Annotated in this window: 25 protein-coding genes and 1 tRNA gene; 18 read left to right on the forward strand and 8 right to left on the reverse strand. The window is 61.3% G+C overall.

What is annotated here, in order from left to right:
* Nucleotides 1-55: 55 nt before the first annotated feature.
* The 3 genes from Q3Y53_RS10865 to cpeB form a co-directional block, all read right to left on the reverse strand.
* Complete coding sequence (locus tag Q3Y53_RS10865) at nucleotides 56-673, reverse strand: HEAT repeat domain-containing protein (RefSeq protein WP_303535904.1); 618 nt, start codon at nucleotides 671-673, stop codon at nucleotides 56-58.
* A gap of 172 nt (nucleotides 674-845) precedes the next feature.
* The gene (gene cpeA / locus Q3Y53_RS10870) at nucleotides 846-1,340 is read right to left on the reverse strand and encodes a class 1 C-phycoerythrin subunit alpha (protein WP_011932400.1); all 495 of its coding nucleotides are present in this window, start codon (nucleotides 1,338-1,340) and stop codon (nucleotides 846-848) included.
* A gap of 56 nt (nucleotides 1,341-1,396) precedes the next feature.
* A complete protein-coding gene (cpeB, locus tag Q3Y53_RS10875; protein WP_226425823.1) occupies nucleotides 1,397-1,951 on the reverse strand; it encodes a class 1 C-phycoerythrin subunit beta in 555 nt (184 codons plus the stop codon).
* Nucleotides 1,952-2,322: 371 nt separating this feature from the next.
* Here cpeB and Q3Y53_RS10880 point away from each other — a divergent pair, with 371 nt between their 5' ends.
* The 10 genes from Q3Y53_RS10880 to Q3Y53_RS10925 all read left to right on the forward strand — a co-directional run bounded on the left by Q3Y53_RS10880 (nucleotide 2,323) and on the right by Q3Y53_RS10925 (nucleotide 8,401).
* Nucleotides 2,323-2,538, forward strand: a complete 216-nt coding sequence (locus Q3Y53_RS10880; protein WP_226425822.1) for a hypothetical protein — start codon at nucleotides 2,323-2,325, stop codon at nucleotides 2,536-2,538.
* A 3-nt stretch (nucleotides 2,539-2,541) separates the two neighbouring features.
* Entirely contained in the window at nucleotides 2,542-3,153 is a 612-nt protein-coding gene (locus Q3Y53_RS10885; RefSeq protein WP_303535913.1) for a phycobiliprotein lyase, read from the forward strand.
* Entirely contained in the window at nucleotides 3,153-3,857 is a 705-nt protein-coding gene (locus tag Q3Y53_RS10890; protein WP_303535916.1) for a 15,16-dihydrobiliverdin:ferredoxin oxidoreductase, read from the forward strand. Before Q3Y53_RS10885 ends, Q3Y53_RS10890 begins: the two co-directional genes overlap by 1 nt.
* Nucleotides 3,854-4,669: a phycoerythrobilin:ferredoxin oxidoreductase gene (locus Q3Y53_RS10895; protein WP_303535918.1), complete on the forward strand. Its 816-nt coding sequence runs from the start codon at nucleotides 3,854-3,856 to the stop codon at nucleotides 4,667-4,669. The genes Q3Y53_RS10890 and Q3Y53_RS10895 overlap by 4 nt, the downstream gene beginning before the upstream one ends.
* 134 nt (nucleotides 4,670-4,803) lie before the next feature.
* On the forward strand, nucleotides 4,804-5,322 hold the full coding sequence (locus Q3Y53_RS10900) for a phycocyanin subunit beta (protein ID WP_114987333.1): 519 nt from the start codon (nucleotides 4,804-4,806) through the stop codon (nucleotides 5,320-5,322).
* Nucleotides 5,323-5,363: 41 nt separating this feature from the next.
* On the forward strand, nucleotides 5,364-5,852 hold the full coding sequence (gene cpcA, locus Q3Y53_RS10905; RefSeq protein WP_226425818.1) for a phycocyanin subunit alpha: 489 nt from the start codon (nucleotides 5,364-5,366) through the stop codon (nucleotides 5,850-5,852).
* A 77-nt stretch (nucleotides 5,853-5,929) separates the two neighbouring features.
* Complete coding sequence (locus tag Q3Y53_RS10910) at nucleotides 5,930-6,520, forward strand: chromophore lyase CpcT/CpeT (RefSeq protein WP_303535929.1); 591 nt, start codon at nucleotides 5,930-5,932, stop codon at nucleotides 6,518-6,520.
* Nucleotides 6,520-7,293, forward strand: a complete 774-nt coding sequence (locus Q3Y53_RS10915; RefSeq protein ID WP_303535932.1) for a HEAT repeat domain-containing protein — start codon at nucleotides 6,520-6,522, stop codon at nucleotides 7,291-7,293. The genes Q3Y53_RS10910 and Q3Y53_RS10915 overlap by 1 nt, the downstream gene beginning before the upstream one ends.
* Nucleotides 7,293-7,925, forward strand: coding sequence for a HEAT repeat domain-containing protein (locus tag Q3Y53_RS10920; RefSeq protein ID WP_303535935.1), 633 nt, complete (start codon nucleotides 7,293-7,295; stop codon nucleotides 7,923-7,925). The genes Q3Y53_RS10915 and Q3Y53_RS10920 overlap by 1 nt, the downstream gene beginning before the upstream one ends.
* Nucleotides 7,922-8,401: a low molecular weight protein-tyrosine-phosphatase gene (locus tag Q3Y53_RS10925; RefSeq protein ID WP_303535937.1), complete on the forward strand. Its 480-nt coding sequence runs from the start codon at nucleotides 7,922-7,924 to the stop codon at nucleotides 8,399-8,401. Before Q3Y53_RS10920 ends, Q3Y53_RS10925 begins: the two co-directional genes overlap by 4 nt.
* Here the strand turns inward: Q3Y53_RS10925 and Q3Y53_RS10930 are convergent.
* Both Q3Y53_RS10930 and Q3Y53_RS10935 read right to left on the reverse strand, forming a co-directional pair.
* On the reverse strand, nucleotides 8,385-9,902 hold the full coding sequence (locus Q3Y53_RS10930) for a bifunctional pantoate--beta-alanine ligase/(d)CMP kinase (RefSeq protein ID WP_303536179.1): 1,518 nt from the start codon (nucleotides 9,900-9,902) through the stop codon (nucleotides 8,385-8,387). The genes Q3Y53_RS10925 and Q3Y53_RS10930 overlap by 17 nt on opposite strands.
* Entirely contained in the window at nucleotides 9,899-10,420 is a 522-nt protein-coding gene (locus tag Q3Y53_RS10935) for a septal ring lytic transglycosylase RlpA family protein (protein WP_303535939.1), read from the reverse strand. The genes Q3Y53_RS10930 and Q3Y53_RS10935 overlap by 4 nt, the downstream gene beginning before the upstream one ends.
* A gap of 336 nt (nucleotides 10,421-10,756) precedes the next feature.
* Here Q3Y53_RS10935 and purM point away from each other — a divergent pair, with 336 nt between their 5' ends.
* Nucleotides 10,757-11,794, forward strand: a complete 1,038-nt coding sequence (gene purM / locus Q3Y53_RS10940; protein WP_303535941.1) for a phosphoribosylformylglycinamidine cyclo-ligase — start codon at nucleotides 10,757-10,759, stop codon at nucleotides 11,792-11,794.
* Nucleotides 11,795-11,912: 118 nt separating this feature from the next.
* Complete coding sequence (locus tag Q3Y53_RS10945) at nucleotides 11,913-12,545, forward strand: histidine phosphotransferase (protein ID WP_303535943.1); 633 nt, start codon at nucleotides 11,913-11,915, stop codon at nucleotides 12,543-12,545.
* 9 nt (nucleotides 12,546-12,554) lie between these two features.
* On the opposite strand, the gene Q3Y53_RS10950 is transcribed toward Q3Y53_RS10945, so the two are convergent.
* On the reverse strand, nucleotides 12,555-13,541 hold the full coding sequence (locus Q3Y53_RS10950; RefSeq protein ID WP_303535946.1) for an aldo/keto reductase: 987 nt from the start codon (nucleotides 13,539-13,541) through the stop codon (nucleotides 12,555-12,557).
* Here Q3Y53_RS10950 and Q3Y53_RS10955 point away from each other — a divergent pair.
* Both Q3Y53_RS10955 and Q3Y53_RS10960 read left to right on the forward strand, forming a co-directional pair.
* Nucleotides 13,540-13,728 carry a hypothetical protein gene (locus Q3Y53_RS10955; RefSeq protein ID WP_303536200.1) on the forward strand — a complete coding sequence of 63 codons (189 nt, stop codon included), beginning with the start codon at nucleotides 13,540-13,542 and terminating at the stop codon, nucleotides 13,726-13,728. The genes Q3Y53_RS10950 and Q3Y53_RS10955 overlap by 2 nt on opposite strands.
* A 14-nt stretch (nucleotides 13,729-13,742) precedes the next feature.
* Complete coding sequence (locus tag Q3Y53_RS10960; protein ID WP_303535949.1) at nucleotides 13,743-14,201, forward strand: hypothetical protein; 459 nt, start codon at nucleotides 13,743-13,745, stop codon at nucleotides 14,199-14,201.
* A gap of 11 nt (nucleotides 14,202-14,212) precedes the next feature.
* Here the strand turns inward: Q3Y53_RS10960 and Q3Y53_RS10965 are convergent.
* Nucleotides 14,213-14,283: transfer RNA gene (locus Q3Y53_RS10965), tRNA-Cys, on the reverse strand.
* A 54-nt stretch (nucleotides 14,284-14,337) separates the two neighbouring features.
* Here Q3Y53_RS10965 and Q3Y53_RS10970 point away from each other — a divergent pair.
* Complete coding sequence (locus tag Q3Y53_RS10970; protein WP_303536182.1) at nucleotides 14,338-15,558, forward strand: lipid-A-disaccharide synthase-related protein; 1,221 nt, start codon at nucleotides 14,338-14,340, stop codon at nucleotides 15,556-15,558.
* Nucleotides 15,559-15,577: 19 nt separating this feature from the next.
* Nucleotides 15,578-15,835: a hypothetical protein gene (locus Q3Y53_RS10975; RefSeq protein ID WP_226414311.1), complete on the forward strand. Its 258-nt coding sequence runs from the start codon at nucleotides 15,578-15,580 to the stop codon at nucleotides 15,833-15,835.
* Between the two features lie 9 nt (nucleotides 15,836-15,844).
* Here the strand turns inward: Q3Y53_RS10975 and Q3Y53_RS10980 are convergent, their stop codons facing one another.
* Nucleotides 15,845-16,489 (reverse strand): ribonuclease D, encoded by a 645-nt coding sequence (locus Q3Y53_RS10980; RefSeq protein WP_303535954.1) that lies wholly within the window; start codon nucleotides 16,487-16,489, stop codon nucleotides 15,845-15,847.
* Nucleotides 16,490-16,604: 115 nt separating this feature from the next.
* On the opposite strand from Q3Y53_RS10980, the gene Q3Y53_RS10985 reads away from it, so the two are divergent.
* Both Q3Y53_RS10985 and Q3Y53_RS10990 read left to right on the forward strand, forming a co-directional pair.
* Nucleotides 16,605-16,988: a helix-turn-helix transcriptional regulator gene (locus tag Q3Y53_RS10985; protein WP_226425808.1), complete on the forward strand. Its 384-nt coding sequence runs from the start codon at nucleotides 16,605-16,607 to the stop codon at nucleotides 16,986-16,988.
* A 50-nt stretch (nucleotides 16,989-17,038) separates the two neighbouring features.
* Nucleotides 17,039-17,593, forward strand: coding sequence for a cofactor assembly of complex C subunit B (locus tag Q3Y53_RS10990; protein WP_226425807.1), 555 nt, complete (start codon nucleotides 17,039-17,041; stop codon nucleotides 17,591-17,593).
* Nucleotide 17,594: the final 1 nt, after the last annotated feature.

Genomic DNA, 17,594 nt, shown 5'->3' on the forward strand with positions numbered 1-17,594 from the left:
CTGCATGCGCACCTACGGGACGAAGGCTGAGGGGCCTTTGTCCCGTATTTTTTGCCTAGCGGCTGCTCTCAAGCCGGCCAAGTGATGCTTCCACCATCTGCCGGCACAGCGGGTCGGTGGACGGATCGGCCAGCACCTCTCTGAGACAGGCTTCAGCACTGGGATCAGGGATTTCGGCCAAAGCCATGGCAGCTGACTGCACATGAGCGATGTTGTCTCCCTTGCAGATCTGAATCAGCAACGGAAGCGCTTGAACACCCACCTGACCAAGGGCCATCACCGCTGACTGCGACACCACGGGGGAGTCGTCCGACAGTGCCTTCTCGAGCACCGCCATCGAAGCAGGGGAGAAGGTCTGATCCGGGTAGTTGGATGCAATCTGGGCATAGGCCTTGACGCAGCTGGCACGCACGGTGCCGTCCGTGCTTGCTTCAAACAGCTCCGCCAGGGGTTGCAGCGCCGTCGCACCAAAGGCTCCGAGCCCTCGCACAGCAGCGCGACGCAAGGACACATCGGGTTGATCCAACAGCGAGATCAGGCGCGGCATCGACTCGTTTGGCCAATGGTCAACCATCGCCAAATAGGCCTGGGTCTGCAGATGGGGGTTGGGATGGGCCAGATCAGCAAACAACGCATCCAGATCCGGACGTTCAACCTGCTGCTGCGAAGTCATCAGAACTCAAAAACTGCAAAGCCCCCTGAACAACAGGGTTCTTTGCAGCCTAAGTGAAACACTGCCGCCAATGAACGTCATCCAAGTTGAACGACATCCGTCGACATGAGCATTAAAAAAGGAGGCCTTTCGGCCTCCTGATTCCTATGAATGAGTGACGCGAAACTGGCGCTCAGGAGAGAGCGTTGATCACGTAGTCGAGGTAGGACTTGAACTCGTTCAGAGCCTGGGGGCTCATGTCGCGAGGAGCGCAAGCGCGGTCGCGGGTGTAGGTCAGAGCTTCGACGTAAGGACCGGTGGGCAGACCCAAGGTGCGGTACACCTCACGAGCGCCGGCGATGCCCCACTCGTCCAGAGGGCCGGTACCGCCAACAACCAGGCAGTAGTTGATAAGGCGCAGGTAGTGGCCCAGATCGCGGTAGCACTTGTCCACCTTGGTCTGGTTCTCACCAGCCTCACCGGGCTGCTTGAGGTAGGGGTACTTGTTGAAGCAGGCATCGCCAGCTTCCTTGGTCACGGCGTCGAGGCCAGCAGCCAGCTTTTCAGCGGCTTCGAGGCGAGCGGCGGCACGTTGGATGTTGCCCTGGACGGCCTCAAGGTCGTTCTGGGAGGGGAAGCGACCGGCTGCGTCAGCAGCGGTCACAACGGTGGTGACGACGGATTTCATCGTGGAGATCCTTTAGATGGAGGTTGGTGTTGAGGAAATGGGAAAACCCGATTGACTCAGGCGACTGCGCTGATCACGCGATCGAAATAAGAGGCAGCCTCAGCAACAAGAGCGGAGCAATCGCCTTGGATGGTCTCCATCTTGCGGAACTTGGTGCCACCCAGTGCAGGGGTATTGGTCTCGCCGATGTGAGCGGTGGCGGAGGCCTTCATGATGGACACTGCGCGGGCAGCGGACTGGGTGGGAACGCCCAGAGCGATGTAGGTCTCCTTGAGGCCGTTCAGGCAGCGGTCATCCAACACGGATGCATCGCCAGCCAGCAGGGCGTAGGAGATGTAACGAAGAACGATTTCACCGTCACGCAGGCAAGCAGCCATGCGGCGGTTGGGGTAGCAGTTGCCACCAGCCTGGATCAGGCCAGTGTTCTCACAGATCATGCCGGTGACTGCATCGGAAACGATGCAGGAGGCATTAGAGGTGATGGCGTTGACAGCGTCCAGACGCTTGTTGCCTGCGGCAACGTACTGACGGAGAGCGGCGATATCGCCAGCACCCACAGCAGCAGTTTTGGCGTCAGCGCTGACGACGGAACGGGAGAATGCGTCGAGCATTGGAAAGCCAGACAAGGGGGAGGGAATGCTTCTCGACTACCAGGGATGAAACGACGACTCTTTTCTCAGACGAGAATGGAATTGAACGTTTCAGGCTTGGCCTGCGAAGCGCCCTAAAAAAGTAACCGGGTCAACGGGGCACCCCTGCAGAAGGGGGGTGTTCACGCAACGGTTCGTCACTTAGCCGACAAATATTGCGAGTTGATGCAGAACTCTCCAGCCCCGATAGGGGCCAGCTGACGAAAAATCAGGCCGCATTTCCAGCTTGTATTCAGGTTTTTCAACCCAGACCTATTAATAAGTGGGCCGCCAAAAAGGCATCACCAGCAGATCCCTGATGCGGCTTACCCTCGTGCCACCGCCGAGCACCGATGGCAGAACCCACGCTGCAAGAACTGAACGACTCGATTGCCGAACTCCAGGCATACCGCAATCGTCTGCGCGAAGACGTGATCGCCATGGGGAAAAAACTGAAACTGCCGCAAAAGCGAATCGACGCCACTGTTGCTGAGCATGCGGAACTGCAACGGCTGGAAGAGGTGCTGGAGCAACTGCTCAAGCAGCAAGAGATCATGACCAACGCCTGAGCGATGACGTCGTTTGTGCCGCCAATGACCATGGCGGACTTCCTAGAGGCCAGCCGCGGCACCTGGTTGAACCGCCGCTCCATTCATCACTTCGACCATCAAGACGATGAAGCGGCTGATTCCAATCTGGTGATCGAGCCATTCGATGCCTCCGACCCCGTTGTGCAGCGCGTCTGTGACGCACTGCGGGTGGGGACTGACCGCGCCGCCGGTGGAGGTCGGTTCTGGTGGGAGAGCAACCTCAAAAAAGCGGTCCGAAACGACGACTACGCCGCCGTCATCGTGGATGTGCCTGAACAGGGCAACCCCCGCAAGGGCTTTCTGCTTCGAGACGTCGGTTACGTCGAGAAGAAATCGGTGGTGAGCACTTACGCCTTTGCCGACGACGGCGTTCTCACCATCACGACGCGCTACGACACGAACGTCGGAACAGAACGTTGCTGGTTCGTGACCGATCAGGTGCGCATGCGCGTGAGTTCGGTGCAATGCCTTGATGGGGTTTCGATGACGACGTACTGCACTGAACTGCGCTGCCCCAGCGACGACGACATCAAGGCCATGGCCGACAAGGCCCGCCAGGTCGCTGACTCACCCGTGCTGGAGACCACAGACTGATGTTCGATTCCTTTCTCAACCAACTGCATCAGGGCATTCAGGAGCGGGGGGGGCAACCTGCTGCTGTGCCCGAGGGATTGCAACACTGCCAATCCAGCAAAAGCGGCGGCAAGATCGAAAGCTGGCTCTGGAATGTTCCAGGCTTCCGCCGTTGGCGCGTCACCCGGCTCGATGCCGGCGACAGCCTGCAGGTTCTCAACTCAGTGGCCTATCCCGAGCACGGCCTTGACCACCCGCTCATGGGGGTGGACCTGCTCTGGTTCGGCGCCCGTCAGAAATTGGTGGCTGTTCTCGACTTTCAGCCGCTGATCCAGGACAAGGATTACCTGGAGCGGCACTTCACGGGACTCAGGGCTCTGCATGAGCAGTACCCCGAGCTGAACGGTGAGGAAACCATGCGCTCCTTCGATCCCAACCAATACTTCTCCCCTTGGTTGCTGTTCTGCCGCGGCGGTGCCGACGAAGCTGAGGGATCGCTTCCCCAAGCTTTCGATGCCTTTCTCTCGGCCTATTGGTCGATGCATGACCAGGCCAAAGGGCAGTCAGCACTGGCGGCATCCGAGGTGGAACGACTCCAGAACGCCTACGACGTCTACAGCGCTGAACGCGATCCAGCCCACGGCTTGTTCACCAGTCATTTCGGCAAGGAGTGGTCCGACCGATTCCTGCACGAATTCCTCTTCCCCGCCAGTCAGCCCGCATGAGCCTCCCCCTCCGCACGTCGAGTCTTGAACCTGTCCAGATCCCTGGATGGCGCTGGCAACCTTTTCTCGACACCGCCATCGCAGCCCTGGCCCCTCTGCAGCCGAACCCTTATCCAGTTGCAGAACGATTCCTGCAGAAAGAGGGCAGCACGGGATCCAAGGCGAAACCCGTTCCCGTCAGCACGGCCACCTGGGCTTGCTCCACCGAGAAGCTGCGCCAGGTGCGCTGTGCCTGCGTTGAAGCAGGTGCCGCTGCATCGGTGCTTAATTTCGTGATCAACCCCAGCAGCCGTTTTGATCTTCCGTTCTTTGGAGCCGATCTGGTGACGCTGCCCAACGGGCACCTGCTCGCTCTTGACCTGCAACCTGTCGACAAGACAGATCCCGATCACACGGGTCCGGTTTGGCAGCGACTGATGCCCTTGTTCGAGCGCTGGCGCGCAGAACTGCCCGACGGGGGCCCCATTCCTGAAGAGGCACAGCCGTATTTCTCACCTGCCTTTCTCTGGACCCGGATTCCACTTGGTGAGGAAGGCGATGCGCTGATTGACCGCGTGATCCGTCCGGCTTTTGCCGACTACCTCCAGCTCTACCTGGCGTTGGTGGAGGAGGCGAAGGCTGTTGACGATGAGCGTGCGGCACTCCTGCTCTCGGGCCAGAAGCGCTATACGGCCTATCGCGCCGAGAAAGATCCGGCCCGCGGCATGTTGACCCGCTTTTACGGCAGCGAATGGACGGAGTCATACATCCACGGCGTGCTGTTTGACCTCGAATTAGCCGCCGCCACTTCCTTGTCGCCGCAAGGGAGTTAAGCATTATGAACAGCTTTCGGGAGGCTCCCGAGCAGTTGGTCAGAATCGCGGACGTCGGGATCGAGGCAATAGCCTTCTGCCATCCCTCCAAGTCTGAAATTCCCTTCCAGACGTAGTTCACAGGAACAACAACCATGTTCGACGCCTTCACCAAGGTTGTCGCCCAGGCCGATGCCCGGGGACAATTCATCAGCACCAGCGAGATCGACGCCCTCGCTGCCATGGTTTCTGACAGCAACAAGCGTCTGGATGCCGTCAACCGCATCTCCAGCAACGCTTCCACCATCGTTGCTTCCGCTGCCCGCCAGCTGTTCGCTCAGCAGCCTGCACTGATCGCACCCGGCGGCAACGCTTACACCTCCCGCCGCATGGCTGCATGCCTGCGCGACATGGAGATCATCCTCCGCTACGTCACCTATTCCGCTTTCACCGGCGACGCTTCCGTGATGGAAGACCGCTGCCTGAACGGCCTGCGTGAGACCTACCTGGCTCTCGGCACCCCCGGTGCTTCCGTTGCCGCCGGCGTGAACCTGATGAAGGATGCCGCTCTGGCCATCGTCAACGACAAAGCTGGCATCGCCGCTGGTGACTGCGCCTCCCTGAGCAGCGAAATCGGCACCTACTTCGACCGCGCCGCCGCCTCCGTCGCCTGATCGGCGCCTGGATTCGACGTCTTTCATTCACATAACGATCAATGAAAACTCCCCTCACCGAAGCTGTTGCAGCAGCTGATTCCCAGGGCCGCTTCCTGAGCAACACCGAAGTTCAGGCTGCCTCCGGTCGCTTCAACCGCGCCAAGGCCAGCCTCGAGGCTGCCAAAGCTCTCACCAGCAAGGCTGATTCCCTCGTGAACGGCGCTGCCCAGGCCGTGTACACCAAGTTCCCCTACACCACCCAGATGGAGGGGTCCAACTACTCCACCACTGCGGAAGGGAAGGCCAAGTGCTCCCGTGACGTGGGCTACTACCTGCGCATGATCACCTACTGCCTGGTGGCAGGCGGCACCGGCCCCATGGACGACTACTTGATCGCCGGTCTCGACGAGATCAACCGCACCTTCGAGCTCTCCCCTTCCTGGTACGTGGAAGCTCTGAAGCACATCAAGGCCAACCACGGCCTCAGCGGCGACGCAGCTACCGAAGCCAACAGCTACATCGATTACGCCATCAACGCCCTGATCTGATCAGCTGACGTTGCGTTCCAAGCCCCCCTCGGGGGGCTTTTTTTATTGTTCTTTTTCGGCTCCATCAGAGCGCTGTGATGACCCCCAACGTTCGGCGTTTTCTCGACCTGCTCTGCGGCGAATACAGCAACCAGCAACAAGCCTTCGACAACCCTCCCCTGTATGCCCACATCTTTCTGAGGTATCGCCCACTCATACAGCTACGTCCGGGGTCGATCCTGCTCGAGCAGACCTATGCCGTTGATCCCAAGCATCCTTACCGGTTGCGCATGATCCGCGCTGAAGAGCAGGCCTCCGGCGCCATCAAGCTTTGGAATCACATCTTCCGAGACCCGGAACGCTTCGCCGGAGCCACGTTTGATCCGCAACTACGCCTTGCCATTCAGGACAGTGACCTGATCAGCTTGGATCAGTGCCACTACCAAGTGCTCGAACAGCCAGACGGCTACCACGGCGCCATGGAACCCGGCTGCAAGTGCATCGTGCAACGGAATGGCCAAGACACCGTGCTGGTGAGCAGCTTTCACTTGGAGGGAGACTCCCTCTCGACCCTCGATCGCGGCCATGACCCGGAAACGAATGAGCGCTGCTGGGGCTCGGTGGCAGGACCGTTCCGGTTCAAGCGAACCCAAAGCTGGACGGCCGACATGGCATCAGCCTGGGTGTGATGGAACCGCTGAGTGAAACGCAGGTGATCAAGGACCTCCGCCAGACGGAGGACCCTTCGGCGCAGTACTACGCCGCATGGTGGCTGGGGAAGATGCGCAGCCAGCACCCTGATGCCATCCCTCTTCTGCTCAGAGCTCTTGAGGCACTGGATGCCACGCCGATTGATCCAGAGCAACGCGGTGTCGCACTCAACGCGATCCGTGCTCTAGGTCTGCTCAAGGATAAGAGAGCAGAAAAACCTCTTCTGGCGCTGCTGCACTCCAACGACTACACAGTGCGGGAGGAGGTGGTCCGCACGCTTGGTGCCATGGGCAGCTGTGAGGCTGTTGAGGGCATCCGCGCTTTGCTGGCCAGTGGATTGGTGGGAGCAGGAGCTGAGCAGCCCTCATCCCCCTTGCTCAACGAACCCTGTGAAGCGCTGCTAGAAGCCCTCGGTGACATTGGTGATGGCAGCAGCAGCAACCTCGCCGTGATTCAGCCGTTCACAGAACACCCTCGGCCGTTGATCCGTTCAGCGGCCTGCCGAGCGCTGCTGCAGCTGACTGGTCGTGAGCACTGGGGTATGGAACTGAAAAAGCTGCTGAACCATCCAGAACCCCTAGTGCGCCGTGGCGCGCTGCTCGACCTCGGCGCTACCGGCTGGCTCGCCGCCGTTCCCTCGATCCGCTCGGCTGCCGTGGAACCCAGCCTCAAGCTGGTTGCACTCCGGGCATTGGCGGAACGCAACGACGACCCCAATGACGTCCTCGATGCAATGGATGGGCTGCTCTGATGACAAGCACAGCATTAGACCAGGCGCTTCAGATGCTCGAGCGGGCCACCAGCACCCCTGAACTGGTCAAAGCAACGCAAGCCCTTTGTGCACTCAACGACCTTGAAGCCGCCAAGCCGCTCGTGAAGGTGCTGGGGTTCAACAATCCAGCGGTGGCAGCCGTGGCAACACAGGGGCTGATTCAACTGGGACGGGACATCGTTCCAACGCTCTTGGTGAGCCTGGATGCCCGCAATTACGGCGCACGGGCCTGGGTGGTGAAGGTAATTGCCGCCTTGCGGGATCCACGGGGTCTTGACCTCCTGGAGCATGCCCTTCAGGCCGACATCGCTCCGAGCGTGCGGCGCTCAGCAACCCGCGGCCTGGCGGACTTGGAGCTCAGTGAAGAAGCAAAGCTCAATCAGCTTGAGCGCTGTTTCGAGGGGCTGCTTAAAGCCGTGCGAGATGACGAGTGGGTGGTGCGTTATGCAGCTGCCTACGGACTCGAGCAACGCTTGAACAGCGCGGCTGTGGTGTCGCACCTGGGCGCACAGGGCCGGGCGGCACTCAACCAGCTCGCGTCCGATGCAGAGGGTGTCAGGGTGGTGCAGCTGCGGGCCCTGAGGGCCCTCCAACGTCTCAACGCCGGATGACCCAGAAACTGTTGTTCGTCTGCCTTGGCAACATCTGCCGCTCGCCAGCGGCCGAAGGCGTCTTCCTGCATCTGCTCGAAGAGCGTGGTCTAAGCGATCAGTTCGTGGTGGATTCCGCCGGAACGGGCGGATGGCATGTGGGCAATCCGGCGGACCGACGCATGCAGGCTGCAGCCAACCGTCGCGGCATTCAGCTGCCCAGCCGCGCACGACAGATCAGCCTCGACGATTTCTCGAGTTTCGATCTGGTGCTGACCATGGACGACGACAATCTCACGGCCATCCAAGGACTGGCTCGCGAAGCCGGGCCTCGAGCAACGGCCAGCATCAAGCCAATGCTCAGCTACGCCCGGGGATTCTCCGAAACGGAGGTGCCTGATCCCTATTACGGGGGCGAGGCGGGCTTCGAGCATGTGCTCGATCTGCTCGAGGACGCCTGCGCCAACCTGCTCGACGAACTCAGCCCGCCGGCGTAGGCCAGGCTTCTTCGGCAACACGAGAGCGGAACTGCCCCACCAGGGCATCGATCACAGCCTCAATGCTCATGCCATCGGTCACGAGCTCCACAGCATCCTCCGCCTGCACCAGGGGGGCCTCCTCGCGCGTGCTGTCGAGGTGATCCCGTTCGGCGATCTGTGCCTCGAGCTCAGATCGCTCAGGCACCGGGAAGCCCCGCTGCTCCAGATCCAGAGCACGGCGCCGGGCCCGCTCGCTCACTGTGGCCGTGAGGAACACCTTCAGATCAGCATCCGGGAAAACAGCGGTGCCGATGTCGCGACCTTCCGCCACCAAGCCACCCTTGGCACCCATTGCTTTCTGTTGAGCGGTCAGCGCTTGCCTGACGCAGCGGTGCGCAGCCACAGCCGAAACCGAGGCTGTGACATCCGGCGAGCGGATCGCTTCACTCACATCCTGCCCATTCACCAACACCTGCTGGCCGCCACCGGGCAACGACCGCAGCTGAAGGTCGAGGTCGTTCAACAGCGGTGCAATGGACGCAGCATCCTGGGGGTCCACACCGTTCTGTTGCACCAACCAGGTCACCGACCGGTACATCGCGCCGGTATCGAGGTAGACCAGCCCCATCTGCTCAGCAAAGGCCCGTGTGACGGTGCTTTTGCCAGCACCGGCAGGGCCATCAATGGCAACAAGTGGCTGGCGGGTCATCAGGAAGACGTGATCGATCAAACGGGTCGTCCCGCAACGCACCGCCGCGGCCAATAGTGAGATAGCCGTTTCAGAGCCACAGGGCTGAAGGGTGAAGGGGTCGACCCTCTCTACATACTCCACCTCAAGCCCTGCTTCACCGAGGCTCTGGCGCACTGAGGTCTCGGGATCGTTTGGATCGGCACAACGCAACGCCGACGGCAGAGCAGCGGCTCGAGCCCGATCAGCACAGGAGAGGTACTGGTTGCGGGAGCTCAAGGCCAGACCATCGGGTTCACGAACGGTGCGAACGGCCCGCACTGCCACGTCCACATCGAGATCGGCCACCAGCCGGCGCAAGATCACCAGCTGTTGCCAATCCTTTTCACCCAGCCAAAGGCAGGACGGCTCCACCAGCTGCAGCAGCCGTGCCACGACCGTGACCACACCATCAAAGTGACCGGGACGGGAGGCGCCACAAAGATGGGTCTGCAGGGCTGCCGGTGCTGAGCGCGACACCGCTGACTGGAGCCCACTTGGATAGATGGCGTCGACACTCGGAGCCCAAAGGGCATGGGCACCAGAGCGTTCGGCTAAACCCCGATCCGCGTCGAGCGTTCGCGGGTAGCGATCAAAATCTTCAGCTGGCCCGAATTGGAGTGGGTTGACGAACACACTCACCAGCACAGGACCCCGAGCCGCAGCAAGGCGAATCAGCTCACCGTGGCCCTGATGCAACCCCCCCATGGTGGGCACGAATTGCAGGGGTCCACTGAGGTTGACCCGGAAGCTCTCCAGCTCGGCCTGGGTGGAGAGAACAACGCAGCTCAGCGCAGCACCTCAAGCTTGACCTGGGCGATTCCAGAGGCAGTCAAGCCCAGATCAGAGGCAGCGCCTTGGCCAAGGTCGATCACCCGGTGATCAATAAAAGGTCCCCGGTCGTTGATGCGAATCACGGCCGTGCGCCCATTCCAGAGGTTGGTCACCCGCACTTTCGTTCCAAAAGGAAGCGTGCGGTGAGCCGCCGTCATCGTGCCGGGCTTGTAGACCTCACCATTGGCGGTGCGGTTGCCGTAAAAACCGGGGCCGTACCAACTGGCCTCGCCGGTGATGACCTTCACAACTTCAGGTACGACCTTCAACTTCGGCTTGGGAAGTTCAGCAGCTGGAGGCGCAACGACCGGTCTGACCTCAGCAGGGGAGAGCGTTGCCTGGAGCTCGGAAGCCTGTGGCTCAGCGACCAGATCAAGGAAGTCAATGGACTCTGTTCCGTTGACCGAGAGGAAATCGCTGGCCACCACCGGTAGGAGTGCCGCACTCCCTGTAATCGCTCCGGAGAGCGTGGCCATCGTCAAAAGGACTCGCATGCAGAGCGGCGTAACCACAAAATGGAGCAGAACTCGCAACTCCAAAGACGAGGCGTGCCTTCCTCAAAAGTTGATAACGAACCTAAAAAAACTGCTCTTGAAAGAAAACTGGGCTCCATTGACCTGACCGGCACAGCCACCCAAGCCCGCCGCCACCCGCAATCCGCGTACCGACTGGCAGATCAACACAAGAACGCAAGTCCCCGCACATAAGCCACTAGCAATCAGCGGATAAGCACAGCCAATCAGACGCTGTGACGGCAAGCCAAGCAGCACAAGATCCGCGGCATTGCAGGATCAGTGCATCGGATTCGTTCCATGGATTACAAGAGCGCTGGAGTTGATGTCGAAGCCGGGCGCGCTTTCGTGCAGCGCATCAAGGCGTCTGTGGAAGCCACCCACCGTCCAGAGGTCATCGGTGGCCTTGGCGGTTTTGGTGGACTGATGCGTCTTCCAGCCGGATTGCGCAAGCCCTTGCTGGTGTCGGGCACCGATGGCGTCGGGACCAAACTGGAGCTGGCCCAGGAGCATGGCAGCCATCACGGCGTGGGCATCGACCTGGTGGCGATGTGCGTCAACGACGTGATCACGTCGGGAGCAGCGCCGCTCTTTTTTCTGGATTACATGGCTGCCGGCGCCTTAGCGCCATCGGCAATGGCCGAGGTTGTTGAAGGCATCGCCGATGGCTGCAGGCAAAGCGGCTGTGCCCTACTCGGCGGAGAAACGGCCGAGATGCCAGGGTTCTACCCCCAGGGGCGCTACGACCTCGCCGGTTTTTGCGTGGCCGTCGTCGAAGAAGACAATCTCATTGACGGCCAACGCATCCAGCCTGGCGACAGCGTGATCGGTGTGGCCAGCAGCGGCGTACACAGCAACGGCTTCAGCTTGGTGCGCAAGGTGCTGGAACAGGCCAACGCAAATGCGAACACTCTGTATGGCACCGACCAGCGCCCCCTGATCGGCGACTTGCTGGCGCCAACAACCCTGTATGCCGACCTGGTGCAGCACCTGCTGCAGAGCGGATGCGAGCTCCATGGCATGGCCCACATCACCGGCGGGGGGCTACCGGAAAACCTTCCGCGCTGCCTGCCAGAGGGCTGCTCTGCGCGCGTCGATGCCTCTAGCTGGACGAGGCCACCCCTCTTCCGTTGGCTGCAGGAGGCCGGAGACATTCCCGAACGGGACCTTTGGCACACGTTCAACCTCGGCATCGGCTTCTGCCTGGTGGTGCCGGCGGGGAGCGAAGCAGCTGTGATCGAGCACTGCCGAAGCAAGAACCATCAGGCTTGGGTGATTGGCAACGTAACCTCCAACACCCCAGGCAGCGCCGCTGTTCTCGAAGGTGTGCCCGCCTGATTGCGTCAGTTTCAGACGGGTTTACTGCAGCGGACCACCGGCCCAGAAGGGATCGAATAAGCTGAAACCATGCACATCGGAACTTTTTCCGATAGCGGCGTCAATACATCTTTTTTCAATGCCTTTTGATAAGCCCCAGCGCATTACGCGCCGTCGATCGTCTGCAGGTCCTGTTCCACCTCGGCGCCCTTTGCCTTCAGGACAGGACAGGCAGCAGGGCTACAGGCAGGGCGCACGACCAACATTTCTCACGCTCCGTGATCACGGCAAGGTCTTCGTGGCCGACATGCCCCACCTGTCGGATGGGCAGCTGGCTCACATCTGCAAGGAAGCCCAGGAGGTTTTGGAAAGCCTCGAACGGCGGATTCAAGACATGGAGCAGGAGCTCAGTCATGGTCCTCAGGAGCGCGACACCCTGATCAAGGCGTCCACCAAACGTGACGTCACACGCCGGTTCATCCGAGCCATTCAGGACGAACAGGAGCATCGGCAGAACAACCCTGCTCTGAGGAGCGCTGCAGGCGAATCGCTTCCGCGCACCTTTCTGGAGGTCGCCCGGCATCGACTGCCCGGAGCAACCTTTGATTCCTTGCTGCAGGAAGCTCTCGCCGCCTGCTCCAAGCAACAGGACACTCCCCCTGCCCCCACTCGCTTGGAACCCACACAGGACAAGGTCATCCCGATTCGCAATGACGGGGACAGCCTCCCGGTGGTGGTGAGCCCAGCCCCTGAATCCGCCTCTGAGGCCTGAGCACAACACTCAGCGACTCTGAAAGGGATTGGCGGGCATCCGCTCGCTGCAACGGATCCGGGCCGCAACCAACCGCTGACGCTCCTCAGGTGACATCGACCATTGCAGTGCAGCGGCGACATCCCTGGCCTGCTCTGGAGTTCGCAGTCCCGGGATCGGCGTTGTGCCAAGAGCTCTGCACCAGTTCAAAGCAACTTGAACCATCGATGCCCCGTGTTCGATCGCGATGGCCTGGATCTCACTGCGCAACTCAAGACTGGCCGGAAGCAGGCGCCGAAACAAACGGCCTCTCAACCAGGTAGAAGGACGTCTCTCCTCAGCCCCGGGCGCACAACCCAGCACGCCGAAAGCCAGAGGGCTGTAGGCCAACACCTCCACATCAAGGTCCCTGCTGACAGCGATTAACTCGCGCAGCTGATCATCCGCAGGCGCCAAGAGTGAACACTGCACCTGAATGCTGCGCAGGGAAACGCCGCGTTCCAACAAACGGCGATGGATCAACACCAGGCGTTGAGGGCCAAGGTTGGACAGCCCCAACTCGTCCACACGGCCAGCCAGGACAAGCTCAGCCAAACCATCGAGAAGGCCTGTCTCCTGCCAGGGCGCGTAACGCGCCGTACTCCAGTGCAATTGCACGCGCCGCAGCTGCCCCTTGAGCCGCGTTCGACTGGCCTCGAAGGCAGCATCAAAGCCCCGACGCCCCCAGCGCCAGGGGAATGGGGCCAACTTCGTGGCCACCGTCAATTGGGATCGGCGCAGGGCTGGCAACTCGGCCATGAAGTCGCCCAGCAGCGCTTCGCTGCGTCCACTCAGGCTCCCCGTTCCATAGGAATCCGCAGTGTCGATCAAGTTGAGCCCAGAGCTGAGGGCCTGTCGAAACGTGGCGCGAAGTCGAGCGTCGTCCCGCTGGGGGTCATATCCCCAAACCGTCTTGTTGCCCCAGGCCCAGGTGCCGAAACCGATGCCGTTCAACGGGGCGATGCTGCTTCCAGCCATGATCGCCGTCGACCCATCCCGCTGCGTGATGACCGCATCCCCCACACAGGACCCTGCGAGATCGACCGATCAGGCCGTGGAGGGATCGACCGCAGACGAAGAACGCATCCTCTGCAACCACTGCCGCAGAACCGCCAGCAACGGCATTCGCTGCCTGGGCATGTGCGTCGCCGACAGCGATTACTGATGATCCACCTGTGGATGGCGTCACTGCTGTTCGCCGTTCCGGCGACGGGCAATCCATCGCTGGCCTTTGGCCGTCTGGACCACAGGCCTGCCCGTTGCCGCATCGTCGTCGGGGGGCGTCCTTTGGCCTGCGAACGTCTGCAGATCAACGAAAACGGAAGCCGTGGCCTGCGGCTTCGTTTCATCGGAGACGATCAAGCAACGGGCGGCAGCTACCAGTTGAGCTTCGTCAGCCTTGATGGAGACCAAGGCAGTCCGCTCAGCTGCAACAACTCCGGCTGCCGCTTGGATTCACGCCGCTGGAGTGGGACTCTGCTCAGCACGTCATGGGTCCGCTTTGATGCCAGGGGACTCCCCACGGGCCTACCGGCAACCCGCACCGCCCAAGGGCGCTGCTGGATTGATGCCAACACCATCAGCTGCGAGAGTCACTCACGCAACGTTGCCGGCATGAGCGCGGAGGCTCAATTGTGATGAGGGTTCAAAGGCGGCACCCAGATTCGAACTGGGGATAAAGGATTTGCAATCCTCTGCCTTACCACTTGGCCATGCCGCCGCCCGGGAACAGCAGTCCCCATCAGGGGATCGTATCAGCCATGCCCCTGGCTCTCTGCTGTTTCTCTGCAACGGCCATGGGGAAGATCTGATCACCCTGCGGATCATCCAGGCCGTCCATCGGCGCGCACCGCGATGCCCCCTGACCGTGCTTCCTCTGGTGGGCGCCGGCGGGATGTTTGATGCAGCAGTTCAGCAGGGATGGTTGACACGCTTGGGGCCGAAAGCAGCCCTGCCCAGCGGTGGCTTCAGCAACCAAAGCCTTAAAGGTCTGCTGGCAGACGTCAGGGCAGGGCTCCCCAGCCTGAGCTGGAGCCAATGGCGGTTGGTGCGCCGCCTGGGGCATGAGCACCAATCCATCGTTGCCGTCGGCGATTTGCTGCCACTGCTGATGGCCTGGAGCAGTGGCGCTCCCTTCGGCTTCATCGGCACTCCCAAAAGCGACTACACGTGGCTCAGCGGTCCCGGACGGGCCAAAAGCGACTGTTACCACCGGCTCAAAGGCAGTGAGTGGGATCCCTGGGAATGGCGCTTGATGCGCTCGCGCCGCTGTCAACTGGTGGCCATGCGTGATCGGCTCACGGCCCGTGGCTTGCAACGCAAGGGCGTGGACGCTCTGGCGCCGGGCAATCCGATGATGGATGGCCTTCAAATCCAACCGCTGCCATCGGCCCTGGAACGCTGCCGCCGCGTGCTCTTGCTCTGCGGAAGTCGCATGCCGGAGGCCCAGCGCAACCTGCGGCGGTTGGTGCGCAGCGCTATGGCGTTGCCCGGACGTGTACCGATGGCACTGCTCATGGCCGTGGGCGCCCAACCCGATGCAGAGGCCCTGAGCGACAGTCTTGAACAACTGGGTTTTCGACGCAGCCTTCCGCCTTCGGATCAACTGGGTGCCGAAGCCTGCTGGGTGAAAGGAGCCTGCTTGGTGCTGATCGGGCGAGGTTGCTTTGACCGATGGGCCGGCTGGGCCGAAGCCGGCATCGCCACCGCCGGAACGGCGACGGAACAACTTGTGGGCCTGGGCATTCCGGCTCTGTCCCTGCCGGGACCAGGGCCGCAGTTCAAGCCGGGCTTCGCCCGCCGTCAGAGCCGCCTGCTGGGGGGAGCGGTTCGTCCTTGCTCTGACGAATCCGAGCTCACCACACGGCTCGAAGTCCTCCTGGCTGACGCGGCACTCCGCTCCCACCTGGGAAGGATCGGTACGCAGCGGATGGGGCCAGCAGGGGGAAGCGATCAGCTGGCACGACTGATCCTGGATCGCTTCAACGGATACTGAAGGTCCCCGGTTGGTTGCGATGGCCGCGATTCAGGACCCCACCCTCGTCAAACTTTGTGCCCAGTTGGCCAGTCGACTGAGCATCAGTCTTGCCAGTGCCCGACGCCAGGTGGAACAGGCCGCGGCCCGTGAGGGTCACCGCGATGTTGAAGGACGGCGAGCGATGGCTGAATCCATGCTGGCCGCCCTCGACAAGGACAACGGTGTCCACGCCCGTCAGCTGGACGCATTGCTCGAGAACAGCGAAGGCGACGGCAACTTCATGCTGGAAGACTGAGCTCCAGGCTCAGTGCTCAAAGATCTGGTGAAAACGCAGCCGATCCAACTCGGCAACCACCGGAACGCATTGAAAGCAGCGCTGCGCCAGATCCCAACGTCCTTCCCGCCGCAACATCTGCTCCAAGCGCTCTCGGGCTGGCAGCAGGTAGCGGACGTCGTTGGCGGCATAGGCCAGCTGGACATCCGTGAGTTCGTCAACCCGGCCCCAGTCACTGCTCTGGGCGCCCTTGTCCAGCTCAACACCGACCAATTCCATCACCAGATCCTTAAGGCCATGGCGGGGGGTGTATGTGCGGCCGAGCCGACTGCCGACCTTGGTGCAGAACACTGGATTCACTGCAATTCCCAAACCAGCGGCCAGCGCGGCCACATCGAAACGGGCGAAGTGAAACACCTTCTCAACCGTGGACGCCTCAAACAGACGCTTGAGGTTGGGTGCCTCGGTCTGGCCCAGGCCAATGCGGACGCAGGCCACACGGTCCTCGGCGTCGGCGATCTGAACCAGGCAAAGCCGATCACGGCCATGGATCAGCCCCATCGCTTCGGTGTCAACGGCAAGCCGCGGGGACTGCAGGTAGCGCTCCGTCCAAGCTGCATCGAGATCGCGATCAAAGACGGCGAATTCCGCTGGGGATGACGACTTCTCAGCCATGACTTCAGGAAGGGATGGGGCCAGTGTGGCCAACCGCCTCCACATCAAGTCTCAAGACTCTCCTCTTGAATCTCGAAATGAGATCGTTTTTGATTAGAGAAGTTGTCCCGCCCCTGTGTTCTCTCGCAGAAAGCCTTCGCGCACCTGTCTGGCAGACATCGAGCAGTACTTCCATCAGCCGCCGCCGCAATTCCTCGACCTGGAACTGGCTGTCTGCTGGATCCTCGAGTGCTTGCTCAAAGACGACAACTACCCATCCGCACTCCTGCAGAAACTGATCCGGGAGGAGCCACAACTGCGGCTTTCTGAAACCGTCCTGCAACAGGCCCTGGAGTTCCTTGAGCAACAGGGCTCGATCAGCAGTTACACCCAACGCTGCCCGAGTCGCGGGCGGCCCCGGCGCATGCTCCACCTTGAATCTGATGCACGGAGCGAAGCAGAGCGGCTGATGCAGCCCTGGCGCAGCTGGCTGAACTCCCACCGGTTCGCTTTGAACTAAGCGATTCAGCCTGCGCAAGGCTTAAAAAGGGTCATCACCACCGGGATGCCATGCCTGCAGGATTCCAATCCACCCTCCTGCTGACTGTTCTGCTGGCGATTGGTCTGGTGTTCTTTCTGCGTGCAGCCAGCAAAGATCGAACCACAGTGGTGGATGTGATATCCCCCCAACCCCCGATCACCGTGCTCGATGGGCTCAGCACCTGGCTGGAAGACCGCGGTTGGAGCCGAGATGGCGGCGATGCAGAGCGTCAGGTGCTCCGCTTCAAGGGGAAAGTGGCCTCCAGCCAACCCCTGGCCGTGTTGCTGTCGGGACTGGCGGCGATTGGCTCCGCCTGCTTCGGCTTGGTCCTGCGTCAGCTGGCACCTCAACTGCACTGGTGGCCTCTTCTGCTGATCGGCTTGGGCCCTTTGGCAGGCGCCCTCTACACGCGACGAGCAGCTCGCACAGAAGCCCTGGAACTGCAATTGCTACCGGCCCCCGAGGGAGAGGGCAGCGCCATTCGTCTACGGGCCCATCGGGACGAACTGATCGCCATCGAACTGGAACTGGCTGAGACCCTGCAACTCGCCAGTGATGGGTCCCTGCTCTCCTCCCCGATCTGAA

It is taken from the genome of Synechococcus sp. YX-04-1 (assembly GCF_030546365.1).
Taxonomy (GTDB): Bacteria; Cyanobacteriota; Cyanobacteriia; order PCC-6307; family Cyanobiaceae; genus Parasynechococcus.

Excerpts from the sequence above, each read along its gene's own strand:
- Q3Y53_RS10865 (WP_303535904.1), bottom strand. The coding sequence starts at position 673 with ATGACTTCGCAGCAGCAGGTTGAACGTCCGGATCTGGATGCGTTGTTT.
- cpeA (WP_011932400.1), bottom strand. The coding sequence starts at position 1,340 with ATGAAATCCGTCGTCACCACCGTTGTGACCGCTGCTGACGCAGCCGGT.
- cpeB (WP_226425823.1), bottom strand. The coding sequence starts at position 1,951 with ATGCTCGACGCATTCTCCCGTTCCGTCGTCAGCGCTGACGCCAAAACT.
- Q3Y53_RS10880 (WP_226425822.1), top strand. The coding sequence starts at position 2,323 with ATGGCAGAACCCACGCTGCAAGAACTGAACGACTCGATTGCCGAACTC.
- Q3Y53_RS10885 (WP_303535913.1), top strand. The coding sequence starts at position 2,542 with ATGACGTCGTTTGTGCCGCCAATGACCATGGCGGACTTCCTAGAGGCC.
- Q3Y53_RS10890 (WP_303535916.1), top strand. The coding sequence starts at position 3,153 with ATGTTCGATTCCTTTCTCAACCAACTGCATCAGGGCATTCAGGAGCGG.
- Q3Y53_RS10895 (WP_303535918.1), top strand. The coding sequence starts at position 3,854 with ATGAGCCTCCCCCTCCGCACGTCGAGTCTTGAACCTGTCCAGATCCCT.
- Q3Y53_RS10900 (WP_114987333.1), top strand. The coding sequence starts at position 4,804 with ATGTTCGACGCCTTCACCAAGGTTGTCGCCCAGGCCGATGCCCGGGGA.
- cpcA (WP_226425818.1), top strand. The coding sequence starts at position 5,364 with ATGAAAACTCCCCTCACCGAAGCTGTTGCAGCAGCTGATTCCCAGGGC.
- Q3Y53_RS10910 (WP_303535929.1), top strand. The coding sequence starts at position 5,930 with ATGACCCCCAACGTTCGGCGTTTTCTCGACCTGCTCTGCGGCGAATAC.
- Q3Y53_RS10915 (WP_303535932.1), top strand. The coding sequence starts at position 6,520 with ATGGAACCGCTGAGTGAAACGCAGGTGATCAAGGACCTCCGCCAGACG.
- Q3Y53_RS10920 (WP_303535935.1), top strand. The coding sequence starts at position 7,293 with ATGACAAGCACAGCATTAGACCAGGCGCTTCAGATGCTCGAGCGGGCC.
- Q3Y53_RS10925 (WP_303535937.1), top strand. The coding sequence starts at position 7,922 with ATGACCCAGAAACTGTTGTTCGTCTGCCTTGGCAACATCTGCCGCTCG.
- Q3Y53_RS10935 (WP_303535939.1), bottom strand. The coding sequence starts at position 10,420 with ATGGCCACGCTCTCCGGAGCGATTACAGGGAGTGCGGCACTCCTACCG.
- purM (WP_303535941.1), top strand. The coding sequence starts at position 10,757 with ATGGATTACAAGAGCGCTGGAGTTGATGTCGAAGCCGGGCGCGCTTTC.
- Q3Y53_RS10945 (WP_303535943.1), top strand. The coding sequence starts at position 11,913 with ATGCCTTTTGATAAGCCCCAGCGCATTACGCGCCGTCGATCGTCTGCA.
- Q3Y53_RS10955 (WP_303536200.1), top strand. The coding sequence starts at position 13,540 with ATGATCGCCGTCGACCCATCCCGCTGCGTGATGACCGCATCCCCCACA.
- Q3Y53_RS10950 (WP_303535946.1), bottom strand. The coding sequence starts at position 13,541 with ATGGCTGGAAGCAGCATCGCCCCGTTGAACGGCATCGGTTTCGGCACC.
- Q3Y53_RS10960 (WP_303535949.1), top strand. The coding sequence starts at position 13,743 with ATGGCGTCACTGCTGTTCGCCGTTCCGGCGACGGGCAATCCATCGCTG.
- Q3Y53_RS10975 (WP_226414311.1), top strand. The coding sequence starts at position 15,578 with ATGGCCGCGATTCAGGACCCCACCCTCGTCAAACTTTGTGCCCAGTTG.
- Q3Y53_RS10980 (WP_303535954.1), bottom strand. The coding sequence starts at position 16,489 with ATGGCTGAGAAGTCGTCATCCCCAGCGGAATTCGCCGTCTTTGATCGC.
- Q3Y53_RS10990 (WP_226425807.1), top strand. The coding sequence starts at position 17,039 with ATGCCTGCAGGATTCCAATCCACCCTCCTGCTGACTGTTCTGCTGGCG.